Raw genomic sequence first — 24,215 nt, 5'->3', positions numbered from 1 at the left:
GGTCAGGGGCCGCGCAGCGGCGACCGAGCCTGTCCGGCTCGCAGCGGTGGCAGCGCTTGCACACGCCGATCGTCGACCGGCGCCGTCAGGATCAACTGGCGCATCTGGGCCGCGATGGTCGCGCCCAGCGCCTTCGCGCCCTCCGGCCCCGCGAACGACGCCTGGCCGAAGCTGATCCTCGCGACCACGTCGTGGTAGCGCGGCAGCGCCACCTGCAAGGCGGCGGCGAGCTTCTCCTTGTCGCGCGCGGTGCGGCGCAACAGTGTGAGCGGATGCCGCTGCGCATCGGCCGAAATGACATGGCTCACCAGCGCCGGCACGAAGCGCGTCTGCGGCGCCAGGCGCGCGAACAAGGTGTAGCTGCTCGACCAGTTCTGCAGCGACGCCACGGCCCGCTGCGGACCGAAGACCGCGGGATCGGGCTCGATGTCGCCCGCGGGAAAGGTGAGCAGCGCACCGCCTTCCTGCAGATGCCGTGCAGCGGCGCGCATCACGGCCATGCGCCCGCCCGGCTCGTCCGGCAGGAAGATGAGTTGCCGCGCGACGTGGGGCAGGGCGCGCAGGAAGGGGCGGTCCGAAGCGATCACCCGCAGGTCGGGACGGGCGGCGAGGCAGGAGAAGAGGGCGACCGTGTCGGTCATGCCCGGGTGGTTGGCCAGGATCATCACGGGGCCCTGGGTCGGCACCTGCTCCAGGCCCGCGCTGACGACGCCGGCCGTCATCCGGTCCACCAGCCACGCGCTGCCCTGCGCGAGGCCCTGCGCACCGACGCGGCTGTCGAACTCGTTCGCCGTCCGGGCGAAGCGGCGTGCGGCCGGCACGAACAGGCGGCGCAGCGGCGTGCGGCGCAGGCGCAGCAGGCCGATCGCGTCGAGCAGGTCGACCAGATTGACTTCGGTCAGTGTCTCGATCAGCGGTGACGGGGACGCTGTGGCGTTCATCTGCCGAATCCGCCGACGAAGGGGCGGGGCTGTTGCGACGGCATCCATTCTTCCAAAGAACGGCGCCCGACAGAAACCCGCCCCTTGATGTCGCGCGACCCGCGCATGACAAGGGGCTCGCCGCCAACTTTCGTTCGCGCGGAGAGCCCCCGCGGTCCCGGAGTGCCCGATGGGTGTTGCCGCGACCGTGAATTGATTGTGGGCCTGCGGCGCCGCCGTGCAAATCAGCCGAGTGTCATAGATCGAGTGGGAAGCGGCTGACCTCCGCTGCGGACCGGCGTCCTCATCGTTTCGGAATCGACAAGGGCGTGACCTCGACGGGGGCGAGCCCATCTTCCCGCGACAGGCCGATCTCCCGTGCCGTGGCGGGCGAGAGGTCGACGATGCGGCCCTTCACGAACGGGCCCCGATCCTGGATGGTGATCACCGCGCTGCGTCCGGTCTCCAGGTTGGTCACGCGGGCGGTGCTGCCCAGGGGCAGCGTCTTGTGGGCGGCGTTGTTGTCGCTGGGGTCCATGCGGGTGCCGTCCGCCATCTTGCGGCCGGCGAACTTGTCGGCATAGAAGGAGGCCGTGCCGACCTGTTTGCCGTGGGTCCGATCCTCATCGGTCTCGGCTTTGGCCGACGGCTTCGATTCCCGCTTCTCCGTCGGCGATGCTGACGGCTTTGCCGGCGCGGCGCTCGTCGGGCGCCCATCCGGTTGTGCGCCTCGCGCAGCCGGCTCATGCGCCGTGGGCGTGACGAGGGCGCAGCCCGAGAGCGCGCCTGCAATGCATAGCGAGAAGATCGTGAAGCGAGGGGAAGAGGGCAGCGCCAGCTTGCGGATCATGGTGGCTCCATGGAAAGGCAGGGGGGTGGGCTGCCGAGAAGCATCGCCTGAGCGGTGCATGCGGCATGTCGGACACCTGCGGCTCCGCGTGGCAGATCGCGCCGGCATCGCGTCGCCTGGGGCTTCGCACGCCCGGTCGGAGCCGCGCCGCCGCTCACTGCTGGGACAATGGTTCGATGCAAACTGCATCGCACTCGCTGTGGACCCCGTTGCGCCTGCCCGCGTTCCGGGGCCTGTGGACCGGCAGCGCCATCTACTTCACCGGCAATGCCATGCAGGTCATGGCGGCATCGTGGCTCATGGTGGAGCTCACCGGCTCGTCCTTCCTCGCGGCGCTGGTGCAGACCGCCGTGTTCCTGCCCATGTTCCTGCTGGCGCTGCCGGCCGGTGTGCTGGCCGACACCAACGACCGGCGACGGCTGATCCTGAAGTCGCTGGGCGTCCAGGCCGCGATCGTCCTCGTGCTGTCCCTGCTCGCGCTGGCGGGCTGGGCGGGGCCGGCCACCCTGCTGCTGTTCACCTTTGCCGCCGGCTGCTGCACCGCACTGCTGTCACCGGCGTGGAACACCAGCGTGGCGGATGCCGTGCCGCGCGAGGACATGCCCCAGGCCATCACGGCCATGTCGATCGCATGGAACAGTGCGCGTGCGCTGGGCCCGTCGATCGCCGGCTTCGTGTTCGCGTGGCTCGGCGCGGGCTGGGTCTTCGTGCTCGCGCTGGCGAGCGCGCTGGTGATGATGCAGACCGTGCGCCGCTGGCCACCCGCGCCGCATGCGCAGTCGCGGCTGCCCGCCGAGCGCCTCTGGAGCGGGACCATCGCAGGCCTTCGCTACGCCCGGCACTCGCCGGTGATCCTGGCCCAACTTCTGCGCACCGTGGCCTACAGCGGCACCGGCTCCGCGTTGTGGGCGCTGTTGCCGGCCATCGCGTCACAGCAGCTCCAGCTGGGCGCCACGGGTTTCGGCTTTCTCATGGGCTGCCTGGGCACCGGCGCGGTGGCGGCCGGCCTGGTGCTGGGCAGGCTGCGTGCGCGCCTGGGCCTGGAGCGCCTCGTCGCCCTGGGTTGCATGCTGTTCGCGGCCGTGATGCTCATCGCCGCCTTCGTGCGCGTGCCCACCGTGGTCTTCGCGGCGCTGGCCATCGGCGGCGCGGCGTGGATGGCGGTCATGGCCACCTTCAACACCGCGACGCAGTCCAGCGCGCCGCCGTGGGTGCGCTCGCGGGCCGTGGCACTCCACACGGTCAGCGCGCTGGGCTCCTTCGCGATCGGCTCGGCCTTCTGGGGTGCGGTGTCCGGCGTCACCGGGCTGGGCGTCGCGCTCAGCATCGCCGCACTCGCCATGGTGGGCGGCGTATTCCTCGCCCGCTGGCTGCCGCTGCGCATGGGCGCCGAGCCGGAGGTCACGCCGGTCGCACTGTGGGAGGATCTTTTCATCAAGGAGCAGCCGCTGCCGGACGACGGGCCGGTGTCGGTGGAGATCGGCTACCGCATCCGCCCCGGCGAAGCCGAGGCGTTCCTGAACGCGGTGATCCAGCTGCGTGCCTCGCGGCGCCGCGACGGTGCCACGCTGTGGCGCGTGTACCGCGATCTGGCGGACCCGTCGCGCTATGTGGAGCGGTTCATCGTGGCCTCCTGGGCCGACTACCTCCATCAGCGCGCCCGGGCCACGCTGGCGGACCAGGAGGTGGAGGCACGCGTACGGATGTTCCTGCGCGAAGGCGAGGGCGTGACGATGCAGCACTACATTGCCGAGCGATGAGGGCGGGCCTTCGAGCTGCCCCCGTTGCGCCTGGTCAGTGACCGCGACGACTTCGGGGTATTCATCGTTACCGCGGTCGCGCGCAGCGCCACAATCGCGCAATGGCTCTGCCCCGCAATCTGGAGACGTTGTCGGCTGTCCTGCGCGCCGACGGGCCGGTGGCGGCCCTTGCATACCTGAACGAAGGCGTGCCGCACCGCTACAGCGCGGTCTATCGCTTCGCAGGCCTGAAGCTTCAGAACGTCATTCTTCACGACAAGCTGGGTGACAGGCGGCCCCAGTACCTGGCGACGGTCCCGTTCGACCAGAGCTTCTGCCAGTACGTTCGCCGAGACAGCGCGTTCCGGACCGACGATTCGACGGCCGACCCGCGGCTGGAGGGCCACCCGTACCAGGGGGTGGTGGTCTCCTATCACAGTGTGCCGCTGGTGAGCGAGGCCGGTGTGCTGTGGGGCACGCTGAGCCATTTCGACATGGCACCGCTGCCGCTCGCCGACGACGAGTTCGAGCTTTTGCAGGGGGCGGCCAGGCTGCTGCCAGGCTATCTCGTGGAGCCCTGAACCCCCGGGGCGCTCAAGCCCCTTCGATGATCCGCAGATCCCTCTCGGCACCGTCGCCCAGCGCTGCCAGTGCGGCCTGGTAGGCGGGGCTGTCGTGCACGGCCAGGGCTTGCTCGACGCTGTCGAACTCGATCAGCACCGTGCGTTCGGCCAGGCCGTGCTCGTAAACCTTGGCGGGCAGGCCGCGCGCCAGGAAGCGGCCGCCGCCGCCGGTGATGGCCGGGCCGGCCAGTTGTGCGTAGGCCGCGAGTTTGTCGGCATCCTTGATGGCGCGGTACGCGCTGACCCAATAGGCTTTTGCCATGCGATTCTCCTTGTTGAGCGGGGCAATATAACTGCGGCTGCTCGTGGCCGCCTGCGCCCGACATGCGCGGCATCGCGCGACTGCAGCGGCCTTGCGCGCCTATCCCGTCGCATCCGACGCGACCGGCACCACCGACACGCCATGGCTCCCCAATGCCAGCCGCGTCTCGGCGCCGGGCGCCAGCGGCCGCGACAGATCGGGCGACACGGCGAACACCGGCCCCAGCGGCGTGTCGAAGGTGTACTCGAAGCAGTTGCCCAGATACGAGGCCTTGCGCACCACCGCCTCGATCCCGACGGCCGCGCCGATCTGCCAGGCCTCGGGTCGCACCGCGACCTTCACCACGCCGGAATACATCTCGTGCCGCGTGGACAAGGTCAAGGGGCCGAGCGACACCCGGCCGCCCGGTTCGACCATGGCCGGAAACACCATCGCCTCGCCCATGAAGCCCGCGACGAACTCGCTCTCGGGCGAACCGTACAGCGTCGCGGGGCTGCCGCGTTGCGCGATCACGCCATGGTCCATCACGATGATCTGGTCGCTGACGGCCAGCGCCTCGCTCTGGTCGTGCGTGACGTAGGCCACGGTCAGGCCCAGGCGCTGCTGCAGCGACCGGATCTCTTCGCGCATCTCGCGTCGCAGGCGCGCATCGAGGTTCGACAGCGGCTCATCGAAGAGCAGCACCGCCGGCTCGAGCACCAGCGCACGCGCGAGGGCCACGCGCTGCTGCTGCCCGCCGGACAGTTCGCTGGGCAGCCGCTCGTCGAAATCGACCAGGCCCACGCCGCGCAGTGCCTCCCGCGCCCGCGCCCGCGCGTCCGCCTTGTTCACGCCGCTCATGCGCAGCCCATAGGCGACGTTGGTGACGACGTCCATGTGCGGGAAGAGCGCGTAGCTCTGGAACATCATGCTCACGTTGCGCTCGCCGGGGCCCAGCGTGGTCACGTCGCGGCCGCCCATGAGGATGGTGCCGGAGGTGGGCGACTCCAGGCCCGCGATCATGCGCAGCGTGGTGGTCTTGCCGCAGCCGGAGGGGCCGAGGATCGTGGTCAGCGTCCCGGCCGGCACTTCGAAGCTGATGCCCTTGACCGCCAGCGGCGCGCTGGCGTCGCGGCCGTAGCGCTTGGTGACCGCGCGGAACTCGATGCCGTTGTTCATGTGCTCTCCGGGGATCAGGGTGCGGGCACGGCCACGGTCGGCGCAGCGGTCTTGCGCCGGCCGAGCCGCCGCTCGCCCACCAGCGCCTGGACCAGCGCGACCGCCATCGACATCAGCACCATCAGCACGGTGCAGTAGGCCAGCGCGATCCCGTAGTCGCCGTTGCCGACCCGGCCGATGATGTACGTGGTGGCCAGTTCGTTTTCCGCCGTGACCAGGAAGATCACCGCGCTCACCGTGGTCATCGCCCGCACGAAGCTGTAGACCAGTGCCGCCACCAGCGCCGGCTTGAGCAGCGGCAGCACCACGTGGCGCAGCGTCTGGAAGGTCGAGGCGCGCAGCATCAGGGAGGCCTCGTCGAGCGAGCGGTCGAGTTGCTTGAAAGCGGCGGTGCCCGCGCGCACGCCCACCGGCAGGTTGCGGAACATGAAGCACAGCACGATGATCAGCCCGGTCCCGGTCAGCTCCAGCGGCGGCACGTTGAAGGCGAGGATGTAGCTGACCCCGAGCACGGTGCCGGGAATGGCAAAGGCCAGCAGCGCGGCGAACTCGAAGGCCCCCTGGCCGCGGAACGCGTTGCGCGCCAGCAGCCACGCGATCAGCAGGCCCAGGGCGGCGGTGATCGGTGCCGAGATGCCCGCCAGCTTCAGCGTGGTGAAGAGCGAGTTCCAGGCCGTGCCCGCCCACACCAGGCCGAACTCGCTCCACTCCAGCGAGAAGGCCGTGCGGAAATGCGCAAGCGTCGGCGTGTAGTCGCGCCCCCAGGTCTGCACGAAGCCGCCGGCGAAGGCGAAGAGATACACCACCAGCGTGAACGCGATCCAGGGCAGCACCACCGCGTAGATGGTGCGCCGCACGCCATCCGGCAGCGCCATCGGGATGCCCGCGTCTCCCTTGCCGCTCACCGTGGTGAAGTTGCTGCGGCCCAGCACGCCGCGCTGGATGGCGAACACCGCGAGCGCGAAGAGCGTCAGCACCCAGGCCAGCGAGGCCGCGCGCCCCTGGTCGTACTGCGCGCCGACGATCGCGAAGAAGATGTCCGTGGACAGCACCGAGTACTGGCCGCCGACCACCACCGGGTTGCCGAAGTCCGCGATGCTTTCGATGAAGCCGACCAGGAAGGCGTTGGCCAGCCCCGGTTTGAGCAGCGGCAGCGTGACGGTGAAGAAGGCGCGCCGCCGGTCCGCGCGCAGCATCAGTGCGGCTTCTTCCAGGCTCGGCGCCACGCCCTGGACGACGCCGCGCATGATCATGAAGGCGATCGGCGTGAAGGCGAACAGCTGCGCCACCAGGATGCCGGGCAGGCCGTAGAACCACCGCGTCGGCTCGATCCCGAAGACGTTCTCGAGCAGCTGGTTGACCACGCCGGCGCGGCCGAACAGCAGGATCAGGCCGAGGCCGACGACGAAGGGCGGGGTGATGATCGGCAGCAGCGCCAGCACGCGCATCGGCGCCTGCCAGCGGCGTCCGCTGCGCTCCGCCATCAGCGCCATCGAGGTGCCGAGGAAGGTCGTGCCCGCGGCGGTGAGCAGTGCCAGCACCAGCGTGTTCCACGCGACCCCGCAACGCACGCCGCCGGCCAGGCAGCCGAGCCCCCAGACGCGCTCGGTCGCGATGCGCGCGACGAAGGCGGACAGCGAGGCGCGCCCGTCTTCGTCCAGGAAAGCCCCGCCCAGCGCCTTGCTGACGGGGTAGGCGATGAATACCGCCAGCAGCACAGCGCAGCCCAGCACTGCCGCCGACACGAACAGATCGCCCTTGAAGTAGCCCTGCCGCGCGATGCCGAAGGCGGCCAGCATCAGCAGCATCGTGAGCACCACAGAGGCACCGGCGCCCATGCCGAACTGATTGACCGGCAGCTCGCCGAACATCGTGTTGAAGCTGCCGACGCTCCAGCCGCGCGCGCCGATCAGCAGGCCCGCGCCCACGAGCAGCACCAGCCCCACGCCGCCGCCGAGTGCCAGCACGTGGCCTTGTGCCCGGCCGGGCGGCAACAGCGCGCCGAGGGCGCAGACGATCAGGCCGGCGGCACCGGCGAACAACCACGGCCGGCCCTGATAAGCCGCCTGCCATATGCCGTTGGCCGCCTCTGCCGGTCCGAACACCTGCGGGAGCACCTCGTACCAGGCGGTGTCCTGCACCGCGTACCAGGGAAGCAGCAGGTAGGCGAGGCACCCCGCCAGGATGCAGGCCCACACGGGGGCCGAGGCCGTTCGCGATCTCGCCGTGGCACGCACTCAGCGAGGCAGCGAGTTGACGTCCTTTTCCCAGCGCGCGATCAAGCGCCTGCGCTCGGCGCTGGCGCCGTACTTCGCGTAGTCGTAGTCGATGAACTTGATCTTCTTGAAATCGGGGATGCGTGGATCGAGCTTGGCGTTCACGTTGCTCGGCAACTGGAACTGCTTGTTGGCGGCGCCGAGTTCCTGCGCGGAAGGCGTCAACGCCCACTCGTAGAACTTCTTCGCGGCATCGAGGTTGCGCGCGCCCTTGATGATGCTCATCGAACCGATCTCGGCGCCGGTGCCGTCGGCGGGCGTGATGGTCTCGACCGGGAAGCCCTGCATCTTCTCGCCCGGCCCGTCGTGCACGAAGCTGATGGAGACGGCCGTCTCGCCGCGCGCGACGGCCTTGATCGGGCCGGTGCCGGAGCGCGTGTACTGGCCCACATTCCTGTGCAGCGCCTTGAGGTAGTCGAAGGCCTTGTCCTCGCCCATCAGCTGCACGAGCGTGGCGATCATCGTGTAGGCCGTGCCGCTGGAGGCCGGGTTGGCCACCTGGATGTCGCCCTTGTACTCGGGCTTGAGCAGATCGGCCCAGGTCTTGGGCACGGGCAGCTTCTTCTTGGCCAGCAGCTCGGGGTTGTAGCCGAAGCCGAGCGGACCCGAGTAGATGCCTACCGTCTTGTAGCCCGACTGTCTGGCCTGTTGCTGGGCCCAGGCGTGGAGCTGCGGCAGCGCCGCGGACTTGTACTCGAGCGTGAGGCCCTGCTCGGCGGCCTGCAGGTGCGGATCGCCGGTACCGCCGAACCAGACGTCGGTCTTGGGGTTGTCCTTCTCGGCGATGAGCTGCGCGAGCGCCTCGCCCGAGCCCTTGAGCGCCATGTTGATCTTCACGCCCGTCGTGCGGGCGTAGACCGTGGAGATGACGTTGCACCATTCCGCCTGGACGGAGCAGATCACGTTGACGGTCTGCGCGCAAGCGCCACCGGCGAAGGTGGCAAGGCAGAGTGCGGCGGCGGCCGAGCGCTGGAGTTGTTTCATCTTCTGGACATCCGGGTCACCCAGAGCGAGGCGGCGGCCTCGGCTGTGTCGATGCGGTGACGGTTTCGTGCAGCTTAGCGAGCGGGGCGGGAAGGAGGATCGGTGAAAACCATCGACGCCGGCGCCCCTCGGGTTCTGAGGGGTTGGGCAGCGCCGCCGGGCGTGCATCCGGCGGCGGTTGCGCTTTGTCAAGAGAACCCGAGGCGTCTAACGGTGTATTCGGCGCCGAAAAGGCTTCGACGGAGGCGTCCGACACGCCTGTAGGAGGGATTCCTACGTCTGTAGGACGTTGCCTACGTACACCTTTCGGGCTACCGTTAATGAAGTTTCATTAATTATGAAATGAAACCATGTCTGCGAAACGATTAATCCTATTTGCCTCGTCAACCCATTTCGACGATTGAGACGCTCCGCGCTGTGACTTTCTGCATGATTTGCGAGATTCATTGCAAAGCACGAATTTTTTGGCTCCGGGACAATGGCGACCATTCAAGAAACGATGGACGCAATAGACGACACATGAAAACTCTTGTCGCAGTGAGCAACGGCGACCCAGACCACTGAGAAGAGTACGCAAGTACTCAGCGGACCGATGAGACCCCGGTTCGACCTCTGCCGATCGGCAGGCCGTGCGGCCCCGCACGGTGCCTGCCCGCCAGCGCGGCGATAGCGCTTCCTTTTCGACGATTTCGTTCAAGTGATTTTTTGCGCCCGGCAGGGCGCGGGAATTTCTTTTTTTCTTTTTTTCGATCTGACTGGAGTTTGGTGTGAATTCACTCGACAAATGCGCACTTCTGCTGGCCGTCACGGCAGGCGCGCTCGCCGGTTGCGGCGGCGGCGGCAGCGGCGCCGGCGGTTTTCCGTTCTCTCAGGGCGCGGATGCGTCCTCCCCCGCGGCCGCTTCCGCCGCCAAGTCCGATGCGGTGACGACCGATGGCACGGTCGTGATGGTGGCCGATCAGGCCGTCGGCACCTCCTCGTCGATCGACACCGCCGCGACCCGCAAGACGGCGGCAGTAGCCAAGCCCGATGCGAGCTGGATCAAAGTGGCCGTGGAAGGCCAGAGCTTCAAGCTCTCGGCTCCGACGTCCGTGCAGTACGGCGCGAACGCCGGCTGGGTGACCAAGGAACTGTCCGGCACCGTGGTGTGCAACAACGCCACCTTCGGGCGCGATCCGGCCGAATACGTGGTCAAGGCCTGCTACACGCCGTCGGCGCCGCCGCCGCCGCCGCCCGCACCCGCTGCCGGCACCTTGCTCGCGCGGGAAGACGCCTCCTTCACCGTGCCCGCGCCGACCTTGGTGAAGTACGGTGCCGACTCGCGCTGGTTCACGCGCACCGTGACCGGGACCGCCACCTGCTCCAATGCCTTCTTCGGCGGCGACCCGGCATTCATGACCGTGAAGACCTGTGTCTCCGCCGGTGCCGCCCCGGCACCTGCTCCGGCGCCAGCGCCGGCACCGGCACCGGCACCGGCACCGGCCCCGGTAACCGCGCCCAGCGCCCCCGCTCCGGCCCCTGCCCCTGCACCTGCACCTGCACCTGCTCCGGCGCCATCCCCTGTCAGCGGCGACGTGGTCGACACCAGCGGCGCCGTCGTGCCCGGTGCCTACGAAAGCATCGCCTACAAATATGGGCAGGCCGAAGGCATCGCCTACCGCTTCGGCCCGGCGGCGACCAAGACCGGCGTGGAAACGCTGCCCCTGCGCAATGACGTGGGCGCGATCAACCACGGCCCGGGCAACGACCTGTACTACCAGCACGGCGCGGAAAACAACTCGGCGGCCAATCTCTACGTGAGCATCCACGGCGCGGCCATCGGGACGCCGGCCAGCGGCAGCTCGCTGTCGAGCGCCTTGGGCTGGTTCCAGTCGCAGGCCACCGATCGCGTGACCTTCATGCAGCGCCCGCAGCTGCTGTGGCAGGACAAGCGCCTGCTGCCCAGCGCCGTCGACGACTACTACCGCGCTGGCGTGCTGTCGCCCAACGACCCGGCCGACCTGCCGATCGTGGAAGACCGCGGCGAGAACGCGGCGGACAGCCCCTCGACCCGCCTGTCGCTGGTCGCCACGCAAGGCAGCCCGACCAAGCCGGCCACCCTCTTCACGGTGGGGACGTACACCGCGCAGAACCGCGCCAGCGTCAAGCTTGCCCTGGGCAAGGTGCCCACCGCGATCTCGGTGACCGGCGGCGGCGAGTTCGCCTTCGTGACGGTGTGGGACACCGTCAACCGCAAGGGCCAGGTCGCGGTCGTCTCGCTGGGCGGCAGCTGCGAGCGCTGCACGCTCGACGGCGCCAAGTACGACTGGTGGCACGACTGGATGGACATGGTCCACCCCGGCTTCTTCAACCAGGGCAACTACATCTTCATGAAAGTGCTGGGCTACGTCGACCTGCCGGCCAACATGAAGGCGCCGACCTCGATCAAGGTGACGACCGGCATGCATCCCTATGCGGCTGTCGTCTACGCCCCCAACGGCGCCCTGTCGGGCATGGCGAAAGAGGCCTCACCCATGGCCAACAACCGCGCCAGGCTGCTGCCGGGTGGCGAGTACTACGAGAAGTACGCCAAGGGCGGCATCGCGGTGATCGCGTCCAAGTCGGAGAAGACCGTGGCCTTCATGGACCTCGGCCCGCTCTTCAAGTACACGAACGACATGTACCTCGGCAGCGCCGCGAGCAACCTCGAGACGCAGAAGGTCGGCCTCGCGGCCAACCAGTGGCCCTACCTGCTGGCGGACCGCCCGCAGGCCGCGCCGACGATCATCAAGACCGTCACGCTCGCCGACAAGCCCACCAGCGTGCTGACGACCTCGACCTACAGCTACTGGAGCAAGGACGATCGCAAGCGCATGGCGCCGCCCAACGACATGTACTGGGAGTCGGACGCGCACTACGCCCGCGCCTGGGTGGCGACGGAGGGCGGCAAGCTGCACATCTTCTCGCTGGGTGGCTACGTGCAGGGCCCCAAGCCGGCCGCCGGCACGCCGGCGGAGATCGCCGAAGTGGGCGCCGTGACGGGCCTGGGCAACAACATCACGCACCTGGCGGCGGCCAAGGACTATGTGGACCAGGCCGATCCGATCAACACGATGCTGATCTTCACCGACCGCGCCAACCGCAAGTGGGGCTGGGTCAAGTTCGCCGCCAACGGCAACAGCGGCACCATCCTGCGCACGATGGAGGATTCGCGCGTCGACCCGATCATGGTGACCATGTCCGACAACTACTCGACCAAGGGCAACATCGTCAGCGTGGCCAACTACAGCGGCCAGAGCATCGACAACTACCGCTTCGGCGACCTGGTGTACCCGGACCGGAACTTCTGCTGGGCGCCCGGCGTGTGCCCCACGATGACCCTGCGCGGCGAGTACGCCGGCAAGCTGGCGCTGCCCTTCAAGCCCTTCGCGGTGCACTCGTCGAACGTGCCTTGAGCGGCTGAACGTTTGCGCGGATGAGTGTCGATGGCCCCAGCTTCGGCTGGGGCCATTCTTGTTTGGGCGATGCGAATTCGGCACGTCCACGATACGCAGGCACCTTGATGCAGATCGTGGAATTCGCGGCCCCGATGGCTAGACTGGAATCGCGTCTCACCCATTCCTGGAGGTTCCATGGACAACACGACGATGACCGCGCAATGGCATGCCGAGCATGTGGGCTTCTCTCGGCTTCTGGATCTGCTCGAGGACCAGCTCGCCCGCTTTCGCGAAGGGGAAAGCCCGGATCTGCCGCTGATGCTCGAGATCGTCTCGTACCTGCGGGAATACGGAGACAGCTTCCACCATCCGCGCGAGGATGCCGCGTTCGAATGCCTGGTGGCACGCGACCCGACGCTGCGCCTGCCGATCAACAGGTTGCTGCAGGAGCACCGGGTCATCGCTTTCGCCGGCGATGAACTGGCGGCACGATTGAATCAGGTCATCGGCGATGCCGTGGTCCTGCGCGCGACCGTGGAGGCAGCGGCAGCGCTCTACCTTGCCTACTACCGCAATCATCTGTCGACCGAGGAAAGGCTGATCCTGCCGCGCGCGGCGGTGCTGCTGACGGAACAGGACCGGGAGACCGTTGCCCGGGCCGCCCCGGCAGGCCCGGATCCCCTGTTCGGCGCCGCGCCGACTGCGACCTACCGCAGGCTGCGCGAACTGATGGCCGCACGGCCGGAGGATGGCGCCCACAGAGACTGATACATCGGCGGGGTTCCGGTGCTTGATCTGGATCAAGCGAACGCTCGATGCGGGGCGGACAATGCGGCGGCCGCAAGCCACATGTTTCGCAATGAACAGACCCCGGCAATGGACCCTTGGCGCCAAGCTGGCCTTGGTCGCCACGCCGTTCCTGCTCGCCACGCTGTGCGCCATCGCCACCCTGGTCTACATGTCCTGGCAGATCGAGGGCGGCGCCGCCGCCGTCAACGAAGCCGGGCGCATGCGCATGCAGGCCTATCGGATGGTCCTGTCGGCGCGCGCGGCCGATTCGCAGGCACTGTCGCGGCAGGTGGCGGAGTTCGAGCGCAGTCTGCAACTGCTGCGCGGCGGCGATGCCGAACGGCCGCTGTTCGTGCCCTGGGACGACACCGTGCGCGAACGCTTCGCCCGGGTCGAGCGCAGCTGGGTCGACTTCCACGCACAGCTGCTCGATTCGCCGTCACCTCGCAGCGCCGGCACGGACGGCCTGGGCACCGGTGCCGGCGCGTTCACGGCGGCGATCGACGCGCTGGTCTCCGGCATCGAGGCCCGGCTGTCGCGGTGGACGGCACTGATGCACCTGCTGCAGGTCGCGATGATCGGCGTGTCGCTGATCGGCGCGGCGGTGCTGGTGCACACCGGCTACCGCTTCGTGCTGGAACCGCTGGGCCTGCTGGAGCGCGCGATTCATCGCCTCCAGGGCGGCGATCTCGGCGCCCGCGTCGCGCACACCAGCACGGACGAGTTCGCCACCCTGGCGGGCGGCTTCAACGACATGGCCGGACAACTGCAGTCCATGTACCGCGACCTCGAGAGCCGGGTGCGGTGCAAGACGGCTCAGCTGGAGGAAGAGCGCGGCCGGCTGGAATGCCTGTACGAGGTCACGACGCTGGCGGCCCAGGCCTCGACGCTGGATGAACTGGCGCGCGGGTTCACTCGCAGCATCGCCGGCATCGCACATGCCGATGGCGTCGCCCTGCGCTGGTCGGACGAGGGGAACCGCCGGTACCTGATGCTGGCCTCGCAGGGCCTGCCGCAGGCGATGACCGACGCCGAACAGTGCATCGCGGCCGGCGACTGCCATTGCGGCGCGGTGCACAAGCCGGCGCGCGCGCGCGTGATACCGATCCGCGACATGCAGGCCATGCGCATGCAGCATTGCGCGCAGGCCGGTTTCGAAACCGTGGTCTCGGTGCCCATCCGGCTGCATGAGCGGCTGATGGGGGAGGTCGACCTGTTCTTCCATGCCCGGGTCACCATCTCCGAGGCCGAGCGCTCCCTGCTGGAGTCGCTCACCGTCCATCTCGCCGGCGCCATGGAGAACCTCCGGCTCAATTCACTCGGCCTGGAGGCCGCGATTTCCCAGGAGCGCGGCCTGCTCGCGCGCGAGCTGCACGACTCGATCGCGCAGTCGCTCGCGTTCCTGAAGATCCAGGTCCAGCTGATGCGGGATGCGCTCGCGGCCGGCGACGACACGCAGGTCCGGCACGTGCTCGGGGAGATCGACATCGGCGTGCGCGAGAGCTACGGCGACGTGCGCGAGCTGCTGATGCATTTCCGCACCCGCGCCAGCAGCGAGGACATCGAGCCGGCGCTGCTCACGACGCTGCGCAAGTTCGAGCACCACAGCGGCCTGAAGGCCAGCCTCCGAATGGCCGGCCAGGGACTGCCGCTGCTTCCGGACACCCAGATCCAGGTGCTGCACATCGTGCAGGAGGCGCTGTCGAACGTCCGCAAGCACGCCCGGGCCAGCCGGGTGTGGCTGGACGTGCAGCAGACGCCGCAGTGGAGACTCGAGGTACGCGACGACGGTCTCGGCCTTCCTGAAGGCGATGGCGCAGCCGATGAGACGCACGTGGGTTTGCGCATCATGGCCGAGCGTGCGGAACGTCTGGGCGCGCAGCTCGAAGTGCTGTCTTCGCCCGGGCGGGGCACCTCGGTCGTCCTGACCCTGCCGATGCCGCCCGGCACCGGCAGTCACGACCGCGAGGGTCTCGTGCAACCGCAGCTTCGCGCAGCCTGAGCGATCTGAGCGACCCTATGAACCCGCTTCCGGCGAAGATCCGCATCCTGGTGGTGGACGACCACACGCTGTTCCGCCGCGGACTGACGGCACTGCTGCACCGCGATCCGGCCTTCGAGGTCGTCGGTGACGCCGGCGACGCCGGTGAAGCCCAGCGCCGGGCCGAGGAACTTCAGCCCGACCTGATCCTGCTGGACAACCACCTGCCGGGCGTCACCGGCGTCGATGCCCTGCCGGCGTTGCGCGAGGCCGTGCCGGCGGCGCGGGTGCTCATGCTGACCGTCAGCGAAGACGAACACGACCTCGCGGGCGCGCTGCGCGCGGGCGCCAGCGGCTACCTGCTCAAGACGATCGAGGGCGACGCGCTGGCCGCGGCCATCCGCAGGGCCATGCGCGGCGAAAGCATCGTGGCCGAAGAGATGACCGGCAAGCTGGTGGCGGCCTACCGCGATGCCGCGTCGCCGCAGGTCGCGCCGGCGGCACCGGCATCGCCGCTGGCCGCGCTGTCGCCGCGCGAGCAGGACATCCTGCGCGGCATCGCCGGCGGCCAGGGCAACAAGGAGATCGCCCGCTCGCTGGGCATTGCCGAGACCACCGTCAAGATCCATGTCCAGCACATCCTGCGCAAGCTCGATGTGAGTTCCCGCGTGCAGGCCGCCGTGATCGCGGTCGAGCATGGACTGGCCTGATCTGCCGGTGCCCCGCGCCGCCGTCTCCTGCCGATAGTTCTTTTGGAGGATGCCGGCACCCGGCCGCATCGTCCTCTTGCGCGCCCGCTTCGCTACCACCGAAGGATGCCGGACAGCGCCGGCGCTCCCTAGAGTCGAAGCATGAGCAAGGAGCGGACATGGCCATGAGCAAGACAAGCCAGGCACTGGCGGTGCTGATGGTCAGCACGCTGGCATTCACCGTGTGCTTCATGGTCTGGATGATGTTCGGCGTGATCGGCATCCCGATCAAGAAGGCGCTGGACCTCAACGCCACCGAGTTCGGCCTGCTCACTGCCACGCCGGTGCTCACCGGGTCGCTGATCCGCGTGCCCCTGGGCATCTGGACCGACAAATACGGCGGCCGCATCGTGATGGCGCTGTTGATGGCGCTCACCGTGCCGGCCATCTGGCTGATGAGCTACGCGACCGCGTACTGGCATTTCCTGGTCATCGGTCTCTTCGTCGGACTGGCCGGCGGCTCGTTCTCGGTGGGCACGCCCTACGTGGCGCGCTGGTACCCGAAGAACCGCCAGGGCTTCGCGATGGGCGTCTACGGCGCGGGCAACTCGGGCGCGGCGGTCAACAAGTTCATCGCGCCGGCGCTGGTCGTCGCCTTCGGGTGGACCCTCGTGCCCAAGGTGTATGCCGCCGTCATGCTCGGCACCCTGCTGCTGTTCTGGGCCTTCAGTGCCAGCGACCCGGCGCACCGCGTGCCGAGCCACACGCGCTTCACGGACCAGTTGCGCGCACTGAAGGAGCCGAAGGTCGTCAAGTACTGCCAGTACTACAGCATCGTGTTCGGCGGCTACGTGGCGCTGAGCCTGTGGATGGTGCAGTACTACATCGGCGAGTACGGCCTGGACATCCGCACGGCGGCGCTGCTGGCCGCCTGCTTCTCCCTGCCCGGCGGCGTGCTGCGCGCCGTGGGCGGCTGGCTGAGCGACAGGTACGGCGCGCACGCGGTCACCTGGTGGGTGATGTGGGTGAGCTGGATCTGCCTGTTTCTCCTGAGCTACCCGCAGACCGACTTCACCATCCTCACCCTCGCCGGCCCGAAGACCTTCCACATCGGCCTGAACGTCTACGCCTTCACCGGGCTGATGTTCCTGCTCGGCATCGCGTTCGCCTTCGGCAAGGCCTCGGTCTTCAAGTACATCGCGGACGACTACCCGGACAACATCGGCACCATCAGCGGCATCGTCGGCCTGGCCGGCGGGCTGGGCGGCTTCGTGCTGCCGATCATGTTCGGCGCGCTGGTCGACCTCACCGGCATCCGCTCCAGCGCCTTCATGCTGATGTACGGCGTGGTCTGGGTCTCGCTCATCTGGATGTACTGGACCGAGGTGCGCGGCATCGAGGTGATGGGCCGGCGCGCCCATGCGTTCAGCCTCGGCGGAAGCACTGCTTCTCCCTCCCTGCAGGAGCCCTCATGAACCCCACCATCGACACCCCCTCGCCGATGCCGCCCGCGAGCGGGGCCGACATCGCCGACTGGCGCCCCGAAGACGAGGCCTTCTGGGCCGCCACCGGGCGCCGCATCGCCTACCGCAACCTTTGGATCTCGGTGCCCGCTCTGCTGTGCGGCTTCGCGATCTGGGGCATGTGGGGAATCATCACGGTCCAGATGCTGAACCTGGGCTTTCCGTTCAGCCAGGCCGAGCTGTTCTCGCTGACTGCGATCTCGGGGCTCGCCGGCGCGACCATGCGCATCCCGGCGTCCTTCCTGATCCGCCTGGCCGGCGGCCGCAACACCATCTTCCTGACCACCGCCATGCTGCTGGCGCCGGCCATCGGCACCGGCATCGTGCTGCAGCACAAGGACTGGCCGCTGTGGGCCTTCCAGTTGATGGCGCTGTGGTCCGGGGTCGGCGGCGGCAACTTCGCCAGCTCCATGTCCAACATCAGCACCTTCTTTCCCAAGCGGCTGCAGGGCACGGCCCTGGGGCTGAATGCGGGGCTCGGCAACTTCGGCGTGACCAGCATGCAGATCGTCGTCCCGCTGGTGATGACGGTCGGGCTGTTCGGCGCATTCGGCGGCGAGCCGATGACCCTGGTCAAGGACAGCGGCTGGATCTTCGGAAAGATCCCGGCCGGCACCCCCACCTGGGTCCAGAACGCGGGCTTCGCCTGGCTGCTGTCGCTGGTGCCGTTGTCGGCCTTGTGCTGGTTCGGCATGAACAACCTGAAGACCGTCTCGCCGGACACCGGCGGCGCGATCGTTGCCTTCCTGAAGATCATCTGGCTCTACACGCTGTCCTTCGTGCCGGCCGGCGTCGGCCTGTACCTGTACCTGCCGGCGCCCACCGGGCTGGGGGTGCTGAACATGTGGCTCGCGATGCCGTTGATCATCGTCAGCACGCTGTTCGTGCTCAAGCTCACCGCCTTCGGCCCGATGAAGGAGAGCATCGCCAGACAGTTCGGCATCTTCCGCAACCGCCACACCTGGGCGCTGACGCTGCTGTACATCGTCACCTTCGGCTCCTTCATCGGGTTCTCGATGGCGCTGCCGCTGGCCATCACCGTGATCTTCGGCGTGAGCCACGTGCCGGATGCGTCCGGCGTGATGCAGCACGCGCTGAAGAACCCCAACGCGCCATCGGCCTTGACCTACGCGTGGATCGGGCCCTTCATCGGCGCGGCGGTGCGGCCGGTGGGCGGCTGGATCTCGGACAAAATCGGCGGCTCCATCGTCACCCAGATCATCTCGGCCGTGATGGTGGTCGCTTCCACCGCGGTGGGCTACGTGATGCTGCTGGCCTACCGTTCGCCGACGCCCGAGCAGTACTTCCTGCTCTTCATGGCGCTGTTCGTGGTCCTCTTCACCGCCAGCGGCATCGGCAACGGCTCGACCTTCCGCACCATCGGCGTGATCTTCGACCGGCAGCAGGCCGGCCCCGTGCTCGGCTGGACCTCCGCCGTCGCGGCCTACGGCGCCTTCGTCGCGCCGGTGGTGATCGGCGCCCAGATCCGCGCCGCCACGCCCGAACTCGCCATGTACGGCTTCGCCGTGTTCTATGCGCTGTGCCTCGTCCTCAACTGGTGGTTCTACCTGCGTGCCGGCGCGTACGTGAAGAACCCCTGAGCCACGCAACTTCCGGAGCCGATTCCATGAGTCATTTTCTCGACCGCCTCAGCTACTTCAGCCAACCGCGCGAGACCTTCTCCGGCGGGCACGGCCTCGTCACGGGCGAAGACCGGACCTGGGAGGACGCCTACCGCAACCGCTGGGCGCACGACAAGGTGGTGCGCTCGACCCACGGCGTCAACTGCACCGGCTCGTGCTCGTGGAAGATCTACGTCAAGGGCGGCATCGTCACCTGGGAGACCCAGCAGACCGACTACCCGCGCACGCGCTGGGACATGCCCAACCACGAGCCGCGCGGCTGCGCGCGCGGTGCCAGCTACAGCTGGTACCTGTACAGCGCGAACCGCGTCAAATACCCGATGGTGCGCGGTCGCCTGCTCAGGCACTGGCGCGAGGCGCGCCTCGCGCACGACCCGGTGGACGCCTGGGCCTCGATCGTCGAGGACGAGGGCAGGCGCCGCGACTACCAGCAGGTGCGCGGCCTCGGCGGCTTCGTGCGCTCGAGCTGGGACGAGGTCAACGAGATCGTCGCCGCGGCCAACGTCTACACGATCCGCAAGCACGGTCCGGACCGGATCATCGGCTTCTCGCCCATCCCGGCCATGTCGATGATCAGCTACGCCGCCGGCAGCCGCTACCTCAGCCTGATCGGCGGCGTGTGCATGAGCTTCTACGACTGGTACTGCGACCTGCCGCCGGCCAGCCCGCAGATCTGGGGCGAGCAGACCGACGTGCCGGAGTCGGCCGACTGGTACAACGCCAGCTACATCATTGCCTGGGGCTCCAACGTGCCGCAGACCCGCACGCCGGACGCGCACTTCTTCACCGAGGTGCGCTACAAGGGTGCGAAGACGGTGGCCGTGACGCCGGACTATTCCGAGGTCGCCAAGCTGGCCGACCTCTGGATGCATCCGAAGCAGGGCACCGACGCGGCCGTGGCCATGGCGATGGGCCACGTGATCCTGAAGGAGTTCTACTTCCCCGATGACGGGCGCGAACGCAGCGCCTACTTCGACGACTACCTGCGCCGCTACACCGACATGCCGATGCTGGTGATGCTCAAGGAGCACCCGTTGCCCAGCGGCGAGGTCGTCCTGGTTCCGGACCGCTATGTGCGCGCGTCGGACTTCAACGGCAAGCTCGGCCAGGCCAACAACCCCGAATGGAAGACGGTCGCTTTCGACGAGCAGGGAAAGGTCGTGCTCCCCCACGGGGCGATCGGCTTTCGCTGGGGGCCCGATGGCCGGGCCGACGTCGGCCAGTGGAACCTGGAGGCCAGGGAGGCGCGCCACGGGCACGAGGTGAAGCTCAGGCTCTCGGTGCTGGAGGGCGATGCGCCGGGCGCCGAGACCGCCCGCGTCGCCTTTCCGTACTTCGGCGGCGTCGCCGGCGGGCAGGCGCCAGGCCACGAGCAGGCCGAGGTGCTGGTGCGCACCGTGCCGGTTCGGCGCATCGCGCTCGGCAAGGCCGGAGAGCCGCGCGAAGCGCTGGTGGCCACCGTGTTCGATCTGCAGGTGGCGAACTACGGCGTGGCGCGCGGCCTGGACGGCGAGGAGGGCGCCCCTGCGCCCGGCGGTGTCGCCCGCGCCGCCTGCAGCTTCGACGACGACACGCCCTACACGCCGGCCTGGCAGGAGCGCATCACCGGCACCCCGCGCGAGCAGGTGATCACGGTCGCACGCGAGTTCGCCGAGAACGCGCACAAGACGCAGGGCCGCTCGATGGTGATCATCGGCGCCGCGATGAACCACTGGTACCACAGCGACATGAACTACCGGGGCGTCATCAACCTGCTGATGCTGTGCGGCTGCATCGGCAAGAGCGGCGGCGGCTGGTCGCACTACGTCGGCCAGGAGAAGCTGCGCCCCCAGACGGGATGGACCGCGCTGGCTTTCGCGCTCGACTGGATCCGGCCGCCGCGCCAGATGAACAGCACCAGCTTCTTCTACGCACACACCGACCAGTGGCGCTACGAGAAGCTGGATCTCCAGGAAGTGCTCTCGCCGCTGGCCGACAAGAAGGCGTACGCGGGCAGCATGATCGACTACAACGTGCGCGCCGAGCGCATGGGCTGGCTGCCGAGCGCGCCGCAGCTGCAGACCAACCCGCTGCAGGTGGTGCGCGACGCCCAGGCCGCCGGCGTCGATCCGAAGGACTATGCCGCCCGGGCGCTGAAGGACGGCACGCTCAGGATGAGCTGCACCGACCCCGACCACCCGGACAACTGGCCGCGCAACATGTTCGTCTGGCGCTCCAACCTCCTGGGTTCCAGCGGCAAGGGGCACGAGTACTTCCTCAAGCACCTGCTGGGCACCGGCAACGGCGTGCAGGGCAGGGACCTCGGCGCCGAGGAAGCCAGGCCCCGGGAGGTCGTGTGGCACGACAAGGCGCCCGAGGGCAAGCTGGACCTGCTGGTCACGCTCGACTTCCGCATGAGCACCACCTGCCTGTACAGCGACATCGTGCTGCCGACGGCCACCTGGTACGAGAAGAACGACCTCAACACCAGCGACATGCATCCCTTCATCCACCCGCTGTCCACGGCCGTGGACCCGGCGTGGCAGTCGCGCAGCGACTGGGACATCTACAAGGGCTTCGCGAGGAAGTTCAGCGAGGTCTGCGTCGGCCACCTCGGCGTGGAGCGCGAGCTGGTGCTGACGCCGCTGATGCACGACAGCCCCGCCGAGCTGGCCCAGCCTTTCGAGGTGCGCGACTGGAAGCGCGGGGAATGCGAGCTGCTGCCGGGCAAGACCGCGCCGAACCTGCAGGTGGTGGAGCGCGACTACCCCAACCTGTACAAGCGCTTCACCGCCCTCGGGCCGCTGATGGGCAAGGCCGGCAACGGCGGCAAGGGCATCGGCTGGAACACGCAGGTCGAGGTGAAGCAGTTGGGCGAGCTCTCCGGCGTCGTCACCGATCCCGGCGTGACCTGCGGCATGCCGCGCATCGAGAGCGACATCGACGCGGCCGAGGTGGTGCTGATGCTGGCGCCCGAGACCAACGGCCACGTGGCGGTGAAGGCCTGGGAGGCGCTGGGCCGGCAGACCGGGCGCGACCACCGGCACCTGGCGATCCACCGCGAGGACGAGAAGATCCGCTTCCGCGACATCCAGGCGCAGCCGCGCAAGATCATCAGCTCGCCGACCTGGAGCGGCATCGAGAGCGAGACGGTCTCCTACAACGCGGGCTACACCAATGTGCACGAGCTGATTCCGTGGCGCACGCTGACCGGGCGGCAGCAGTTCTACCTCGACCACCCGTGGATGATCGCCTTCGGCGAGGGCTTCGCCAGCTACCGGCCCCCGGTGGACCTGAAGACCACCGCCGGCATCCAGGGCGTCAAGCCGAACGGCAACCCCGAGATCGCGCTGAACTTCATCACGCCGCACCAGAAGTGGGGCATCCACTCCACCTATACCGACAATCTGCTGATGCTCACGCTCAGCCGCGGCGGGCCCTGCGTGTGGCTCAGCGAGGAGGACGCGAAGCGCGCCGGCATCGTCGACAACGACTGGATCGAGCTGTTCAACCTCAACGGCGCGATCGCGGCGCGCGCCGTGGTGAGCCAGCGCGTCAGGCCGGGCATGGTCATGATGTACCACGCGCAGGAGAAGATCGTGAACACGCCGGGCTCCGAGATCACCGGCGCGCGCGGCGGCATCCACAACAGCGTGACGCGCATCGTGCTCAAGCCCACCCACATGATCGGCGGCTACGCCCAGCTCAGCTACGGCTTCAACTACTACGGGACGATCGGCACCAACCGCGACGAGTTCGTGGTCGTGCGCAAGATGAACCGGGTCGACTGGCTCGACACGCCGGTCGCCGATGAACGCATTCGCCCCGTGCAGGCCCAAGGAGAAGTCGCATGAAGATCCGCGCCCAGATCGCGATGGTGCTCAACCTCGACAAGTGCATCGGCTGCCACACCTGTTCCGTGACCTGCAAGAACGTCTGGACCAGCCGCCCCGGCATGGAATACGCCTGGTTCAACAACGTCGAGACCAAGCCAGGCATCGGCTACCCGAAGGAGTGGGAGAACCAGGACAAGTGGAACGGCGGCTGGGTGCGCAAGGCCAACGGGACGATCGAGCCCCGGCAGGGCGCCAGGTGGAAGCTGCTGATGCGCATCTTCGCCAATCCGAACCTGCCCGAGATCGACGACTACTACGAGCCCTTCACCTTCGACTACGGCCACCTGCAGTCGGCGCCCGAGATGAAGGCCGCCCCCACGGCGCGCCCGCGCAGCCTGATCACCGGCCAGCAGATGGACAAGATCGTCTGGGGCCCGAACTGGGAGGAGATCCTGGGCGGCGAGTTCTCCAGGCGCAGCAAGGACAGCAACCTCGACGGCTTCGAGCAGATGCAGAAGGACATGCTCGGCCAGTTCGAGAACACCTTCATGATGTACCTGCCGCGCCTGTGCGAGCACTGCCTCAACCCGGCCTGCGTCGCGTCGTGCCCGTCCGGCTCGATCTACAAGCGCGAGGAAGACGGCATCGTCCTGATCGACCAGGACAAGTGCCGCGGCTGGCGCATGTGCGTGAGCGGCTGCCCCTACAAGAAGATCTACTACAACTGGAAGAGCGGCAAGGCCGAGAAGTGCATCTTCTGCTACCCGCGCATCGAGGCCGGACAGCCGACCGTGTGCAGCGAGACCTGCGTCGGCCGCATCCGCTACCTGGGCGTGCTGCTCTACGACGCCGACCGCATCGAGGAGGCCGCGAGCGTGGAGCACGACCGCGACCTGTACCGGGCCCAGCTCGGCATCTTTCTCGACCCGGACGATCCGGCGGTGATCGCGCAGGCGCGGCTCGACGGCGTTCCCGACAAGTGGATGGACGCGGCGCGCCACAGCCCGGTCTACAAGATGGCGGTGCAGTGGAAGGTGGCCCTGCCGCTGCACCCCGAGTACCGCACCCTGCCCATGGTGTGGTACGTGCCGCCGCTGTCGCCCATCAGCGCCGCCGCCAATGCGGGGCACGTGGGCAGCAACGGGCAGATTCCCGATGTCGGCCAGTTGCGCATTCCGGTCAACTACCTGGCCAACCTGCTGACCGCCGGCGACACCGTGCCCGTCGTGAGCGCGCTCGAGCGCATGCTGGCCATGCGCGCCTACCAGCGCGACAAGCACGTGGACGGGCGCATCAACCACGACGTGCTGGCGCAGGTGGGCCTCAGCCAGGCGCAGGTCGAGGAGATGTACCAGGTCATGGCGATCGCCAACTACGAGGACCGCTTCGTCATTCCCTCGACCCATCGCGAGTACGCGGAGAACACCTTCAACGTGCGCGGCGGTTGCGGCTTCAGCTTCGGCAACGGCTGTTCGGAGGGCAACAGCGAGCTCAGCCTGTTCGGCAGCGAGAAAAAGCGCACCATTCCCATCCGGGCGGAGGTCTGA

16 protein-coding genes are annotated in these 24,215 nt (G+C 68.3%); 10 read left to right on the top strand and 6 right to left on the bottom strand.

Annotation, left to right across the window (positions count from 1 at the left end):
* Positions 1-2 precede the first annotated feature (2 nt).
* Both ABEA07_RS15240 and ABEA07_RS15235 read right to left on the bottom strand, forming a co-directional pair.
* On the bottom strand, positions 3-941 hold the full coding sequence (locus ABEA07_RS15240) for a 1-acyl-sn-glycerol-3-phosphate acyltransferase (RefSeq protein ID WP_345538869.1): 939 nt from the start codon (positions 939-941) through the stop codon (positions 3-5).
* Positions 942-1,224: 283 nt separating this feature from the next.
* A complete protein-coding gene (locus ABEA07_RS15235) occupies positions 1,225-1,770 on the bottom strand; it encodes a septal ring lytic transglycosylase RlpA family protein (RefSeq protein ID WP_345538867.1) in 546 nt (181 codons plus the stop codon).
* Positions 1,771-1,946: 176 nt separating this feature from the next.
* On the opposite strand from ABEA07_RS15235, the gene ABEA07_RS15230 reads away from it, so the two are divergent.
* Together ABEA07_RS15230 and ABEA07_RS15225 are read left to right on the top strand one after the other, a co-directional pair.
* Complete coding sequence (locus ABEA07_RS15230) at positions 1,947-3,530, top strand: MFS transporter (protein WP_345538866.1); 1,584 nt, start codon at positions 1,947-1,949, stop codon at positions 3,528-3,530.
* Between the two features lie 101 nt (positions 3,531-3,631).
* Positions 3,632-4,090, top strand: a complete 459-nt coding sequence (locus tag ABEA07_RS15225; RefSeq protein ID WP_345538865.1) for a GAF domain-containing protein — start codon at positions 3,632-3,634, stop codon at positions 4,088-4,090.
* 13 nt (positions 4,091-4,103) lie between these two features.
* Here ABEA07_RS15225 and ABEA07_RS15220 read toward each other — a convergent pair whose 3' ends face one another.
* From ABEA07_RS15220 to ABEA07_RS15205, 4 genes are all read right to left on the bottom strand, one after another.
* Positions 4,104-4,394, bottom strand: coding sequence for a DUF1330 domain-containing protein (locus tag ABEA07_RS15220; RefSeq protein ID WP_345538863.1), 291 nt, complete (start codon positions 4,392-4,394; stop codon positions 4,104-4,106).
* Between the two features lie 99 nt (positions 4,395-4,493).
* Positions 4,494-5,552, bottom strand: a complete 1,059-nt coding sequence (locus tag ABEA07_RS15215) for an ABC transporter ATP-binding protein (RefSeq protein WP_345538862.1) — start codon at positions 5,550-5,552, stop codon at positions 4,494-4,496.
* A gap of 14 nt (positions 5,553-5,566) precedes the next feature.
* Positions 5,567-7,750 carry an ABC transporter permease gene (locus ABEA07_RS15210; RefSeq protein ID WP_345538861.1) on the bottom strand — a complete coding sequence of 728 codons (2,184 nt, stop codon included), beginning with the start codon at positions 7,748-7,750 and terminating at the stop codon, positions 5,567-5,569.
* Between the two features lie 39 nt (positions 7,751-7,789).
* A complete protein-coding gene (locus tag ABEA07_RS15205; RefSeq protein WP_345538860.1) occupies positions 7,790-8,812 on the bottom strand; it encodes an ABC transporter substrate-binding protein in 1,023 nt (340 codons plus the stop codon).
* Between the two features lie 767 nt (positions 8,813-9,579).
* Here ABEA07_RS15205 and ABEA07_RS15200 point away from each other — a divergent pair.
* The 8 genes from ABEA07_RS15200 to narH all read left to right on the top strand — a co-directional run bounded on the left by ABEA07_RS15200 (position 9,580) and on the right by narH (position 24,215).
* A complete protein-coding gene (locus ABEA07_RS15200; protein ID WP_345538859.1) occupies positions 9,580-12,246 on the top strand; it encodes a hypothetical protein in 2,667 nt (888 codons plus the stop codon).
* 177 nt (positions 12,247-12,423) lie between these two features.
* Entirely contained in the window at positions 12,424-12,996 is a 573-nt protein-coding gene (locus ABEA07_RS15195; protein WP_345538857.1) for a hemerythrin domain-containing protein, read from the top strand.
* Positions 12,997-13,087: 91 nt separating this feature from the next.
* Positions 13,088-15,019, top strand: a complete 1,932-nt coding sequence (locus ABEA07_RS15190; RefSeq protein WP_345538856.1) for a type IV pili methyl-accepting chemotaxis transducer N-terminal domain-containing protein — start codon at positions 13,088-13,090, stop codon at positions 15,017-15,019.
* A 17-nt stretch (positions 15,020-15,036) separates the two neighbouring features.
* Positions 15,037-15,708: a response regulator gene (locus tag ABEA07_RS15185; protein WP_345538855.1), complete on the top strand. Its 672-nt coding sequence runs from the start codon at positions 15,037-15,039 to the stop codon at positions 15,706-15,708.
* A 164-nt stretch (positions 15,709-15,872) separates the two neighbouring features.
* Positions 15,873-17,162: an MFS transporter gene (locus tag ABEA07_RS15180; protein WP_425584139.1), complete on the top strand. Its 1,290-nt coding sequence runs from the start codon at positions 15,873-15,875 to the stop codon at positions 17,160-17,162.
* Positions 17,159-18,811 carry an MFS transporter gene (locus tag ABEA07_RS15175; RefSeq protein ID WP_345538853.1) on the top strand — a complete coding sequence of 551 codons (1,653 nt, stop codon included), beginning with the start codon at positions 17,159-17,161 and terminating at the stop codon, positions 18,809-18,811. The genes ABEA07_RS15180 and ABEA07_RS15175 overlap by 4 nt, the downstream gene beginning before the upstream one ends.
* Before the next feature lie 26 nt (positions 18,812-18,837).
* Positions 18,838-22,686, top strand: coding sequence for a nitrate reductase subunit alpha (locus ABEA07_RS15170; protein WP_345538852.1), 3,849 nt, complete (start codon positions 18,838-18,840; stop codon positions 22,684-22,686).
* On the top strand, positions 22,683-24,215 hold the full coding sequence (narH, locus tag ABEA07_RS15165; RefSeq protein WP_345538851.1) for a nitrate reductase subunit beta: 1,533 nt from the start codon (positions 22,683-22,685) through the stop codon (positions 24,213-24,215). Before ABEA07_RS15170 ends, narH begins: the two co-directional genes overlap by 4 nt.

This window comes from Variovorax defluvii (genome assembly GCF_039541515.1).
Taxonomy (GTDB): Bacteria; Pseudomonadota; Gammaproteobacteria; order Burkholderiales; family Burkholderiaceae_C; genus Variovorax; species Variovorax defluvii.
The sequence above is the reverse complement of the archived record's forward strand: the minus strand, read 5'-3'. Positions and strand labels throughout refer to the sequence as shown.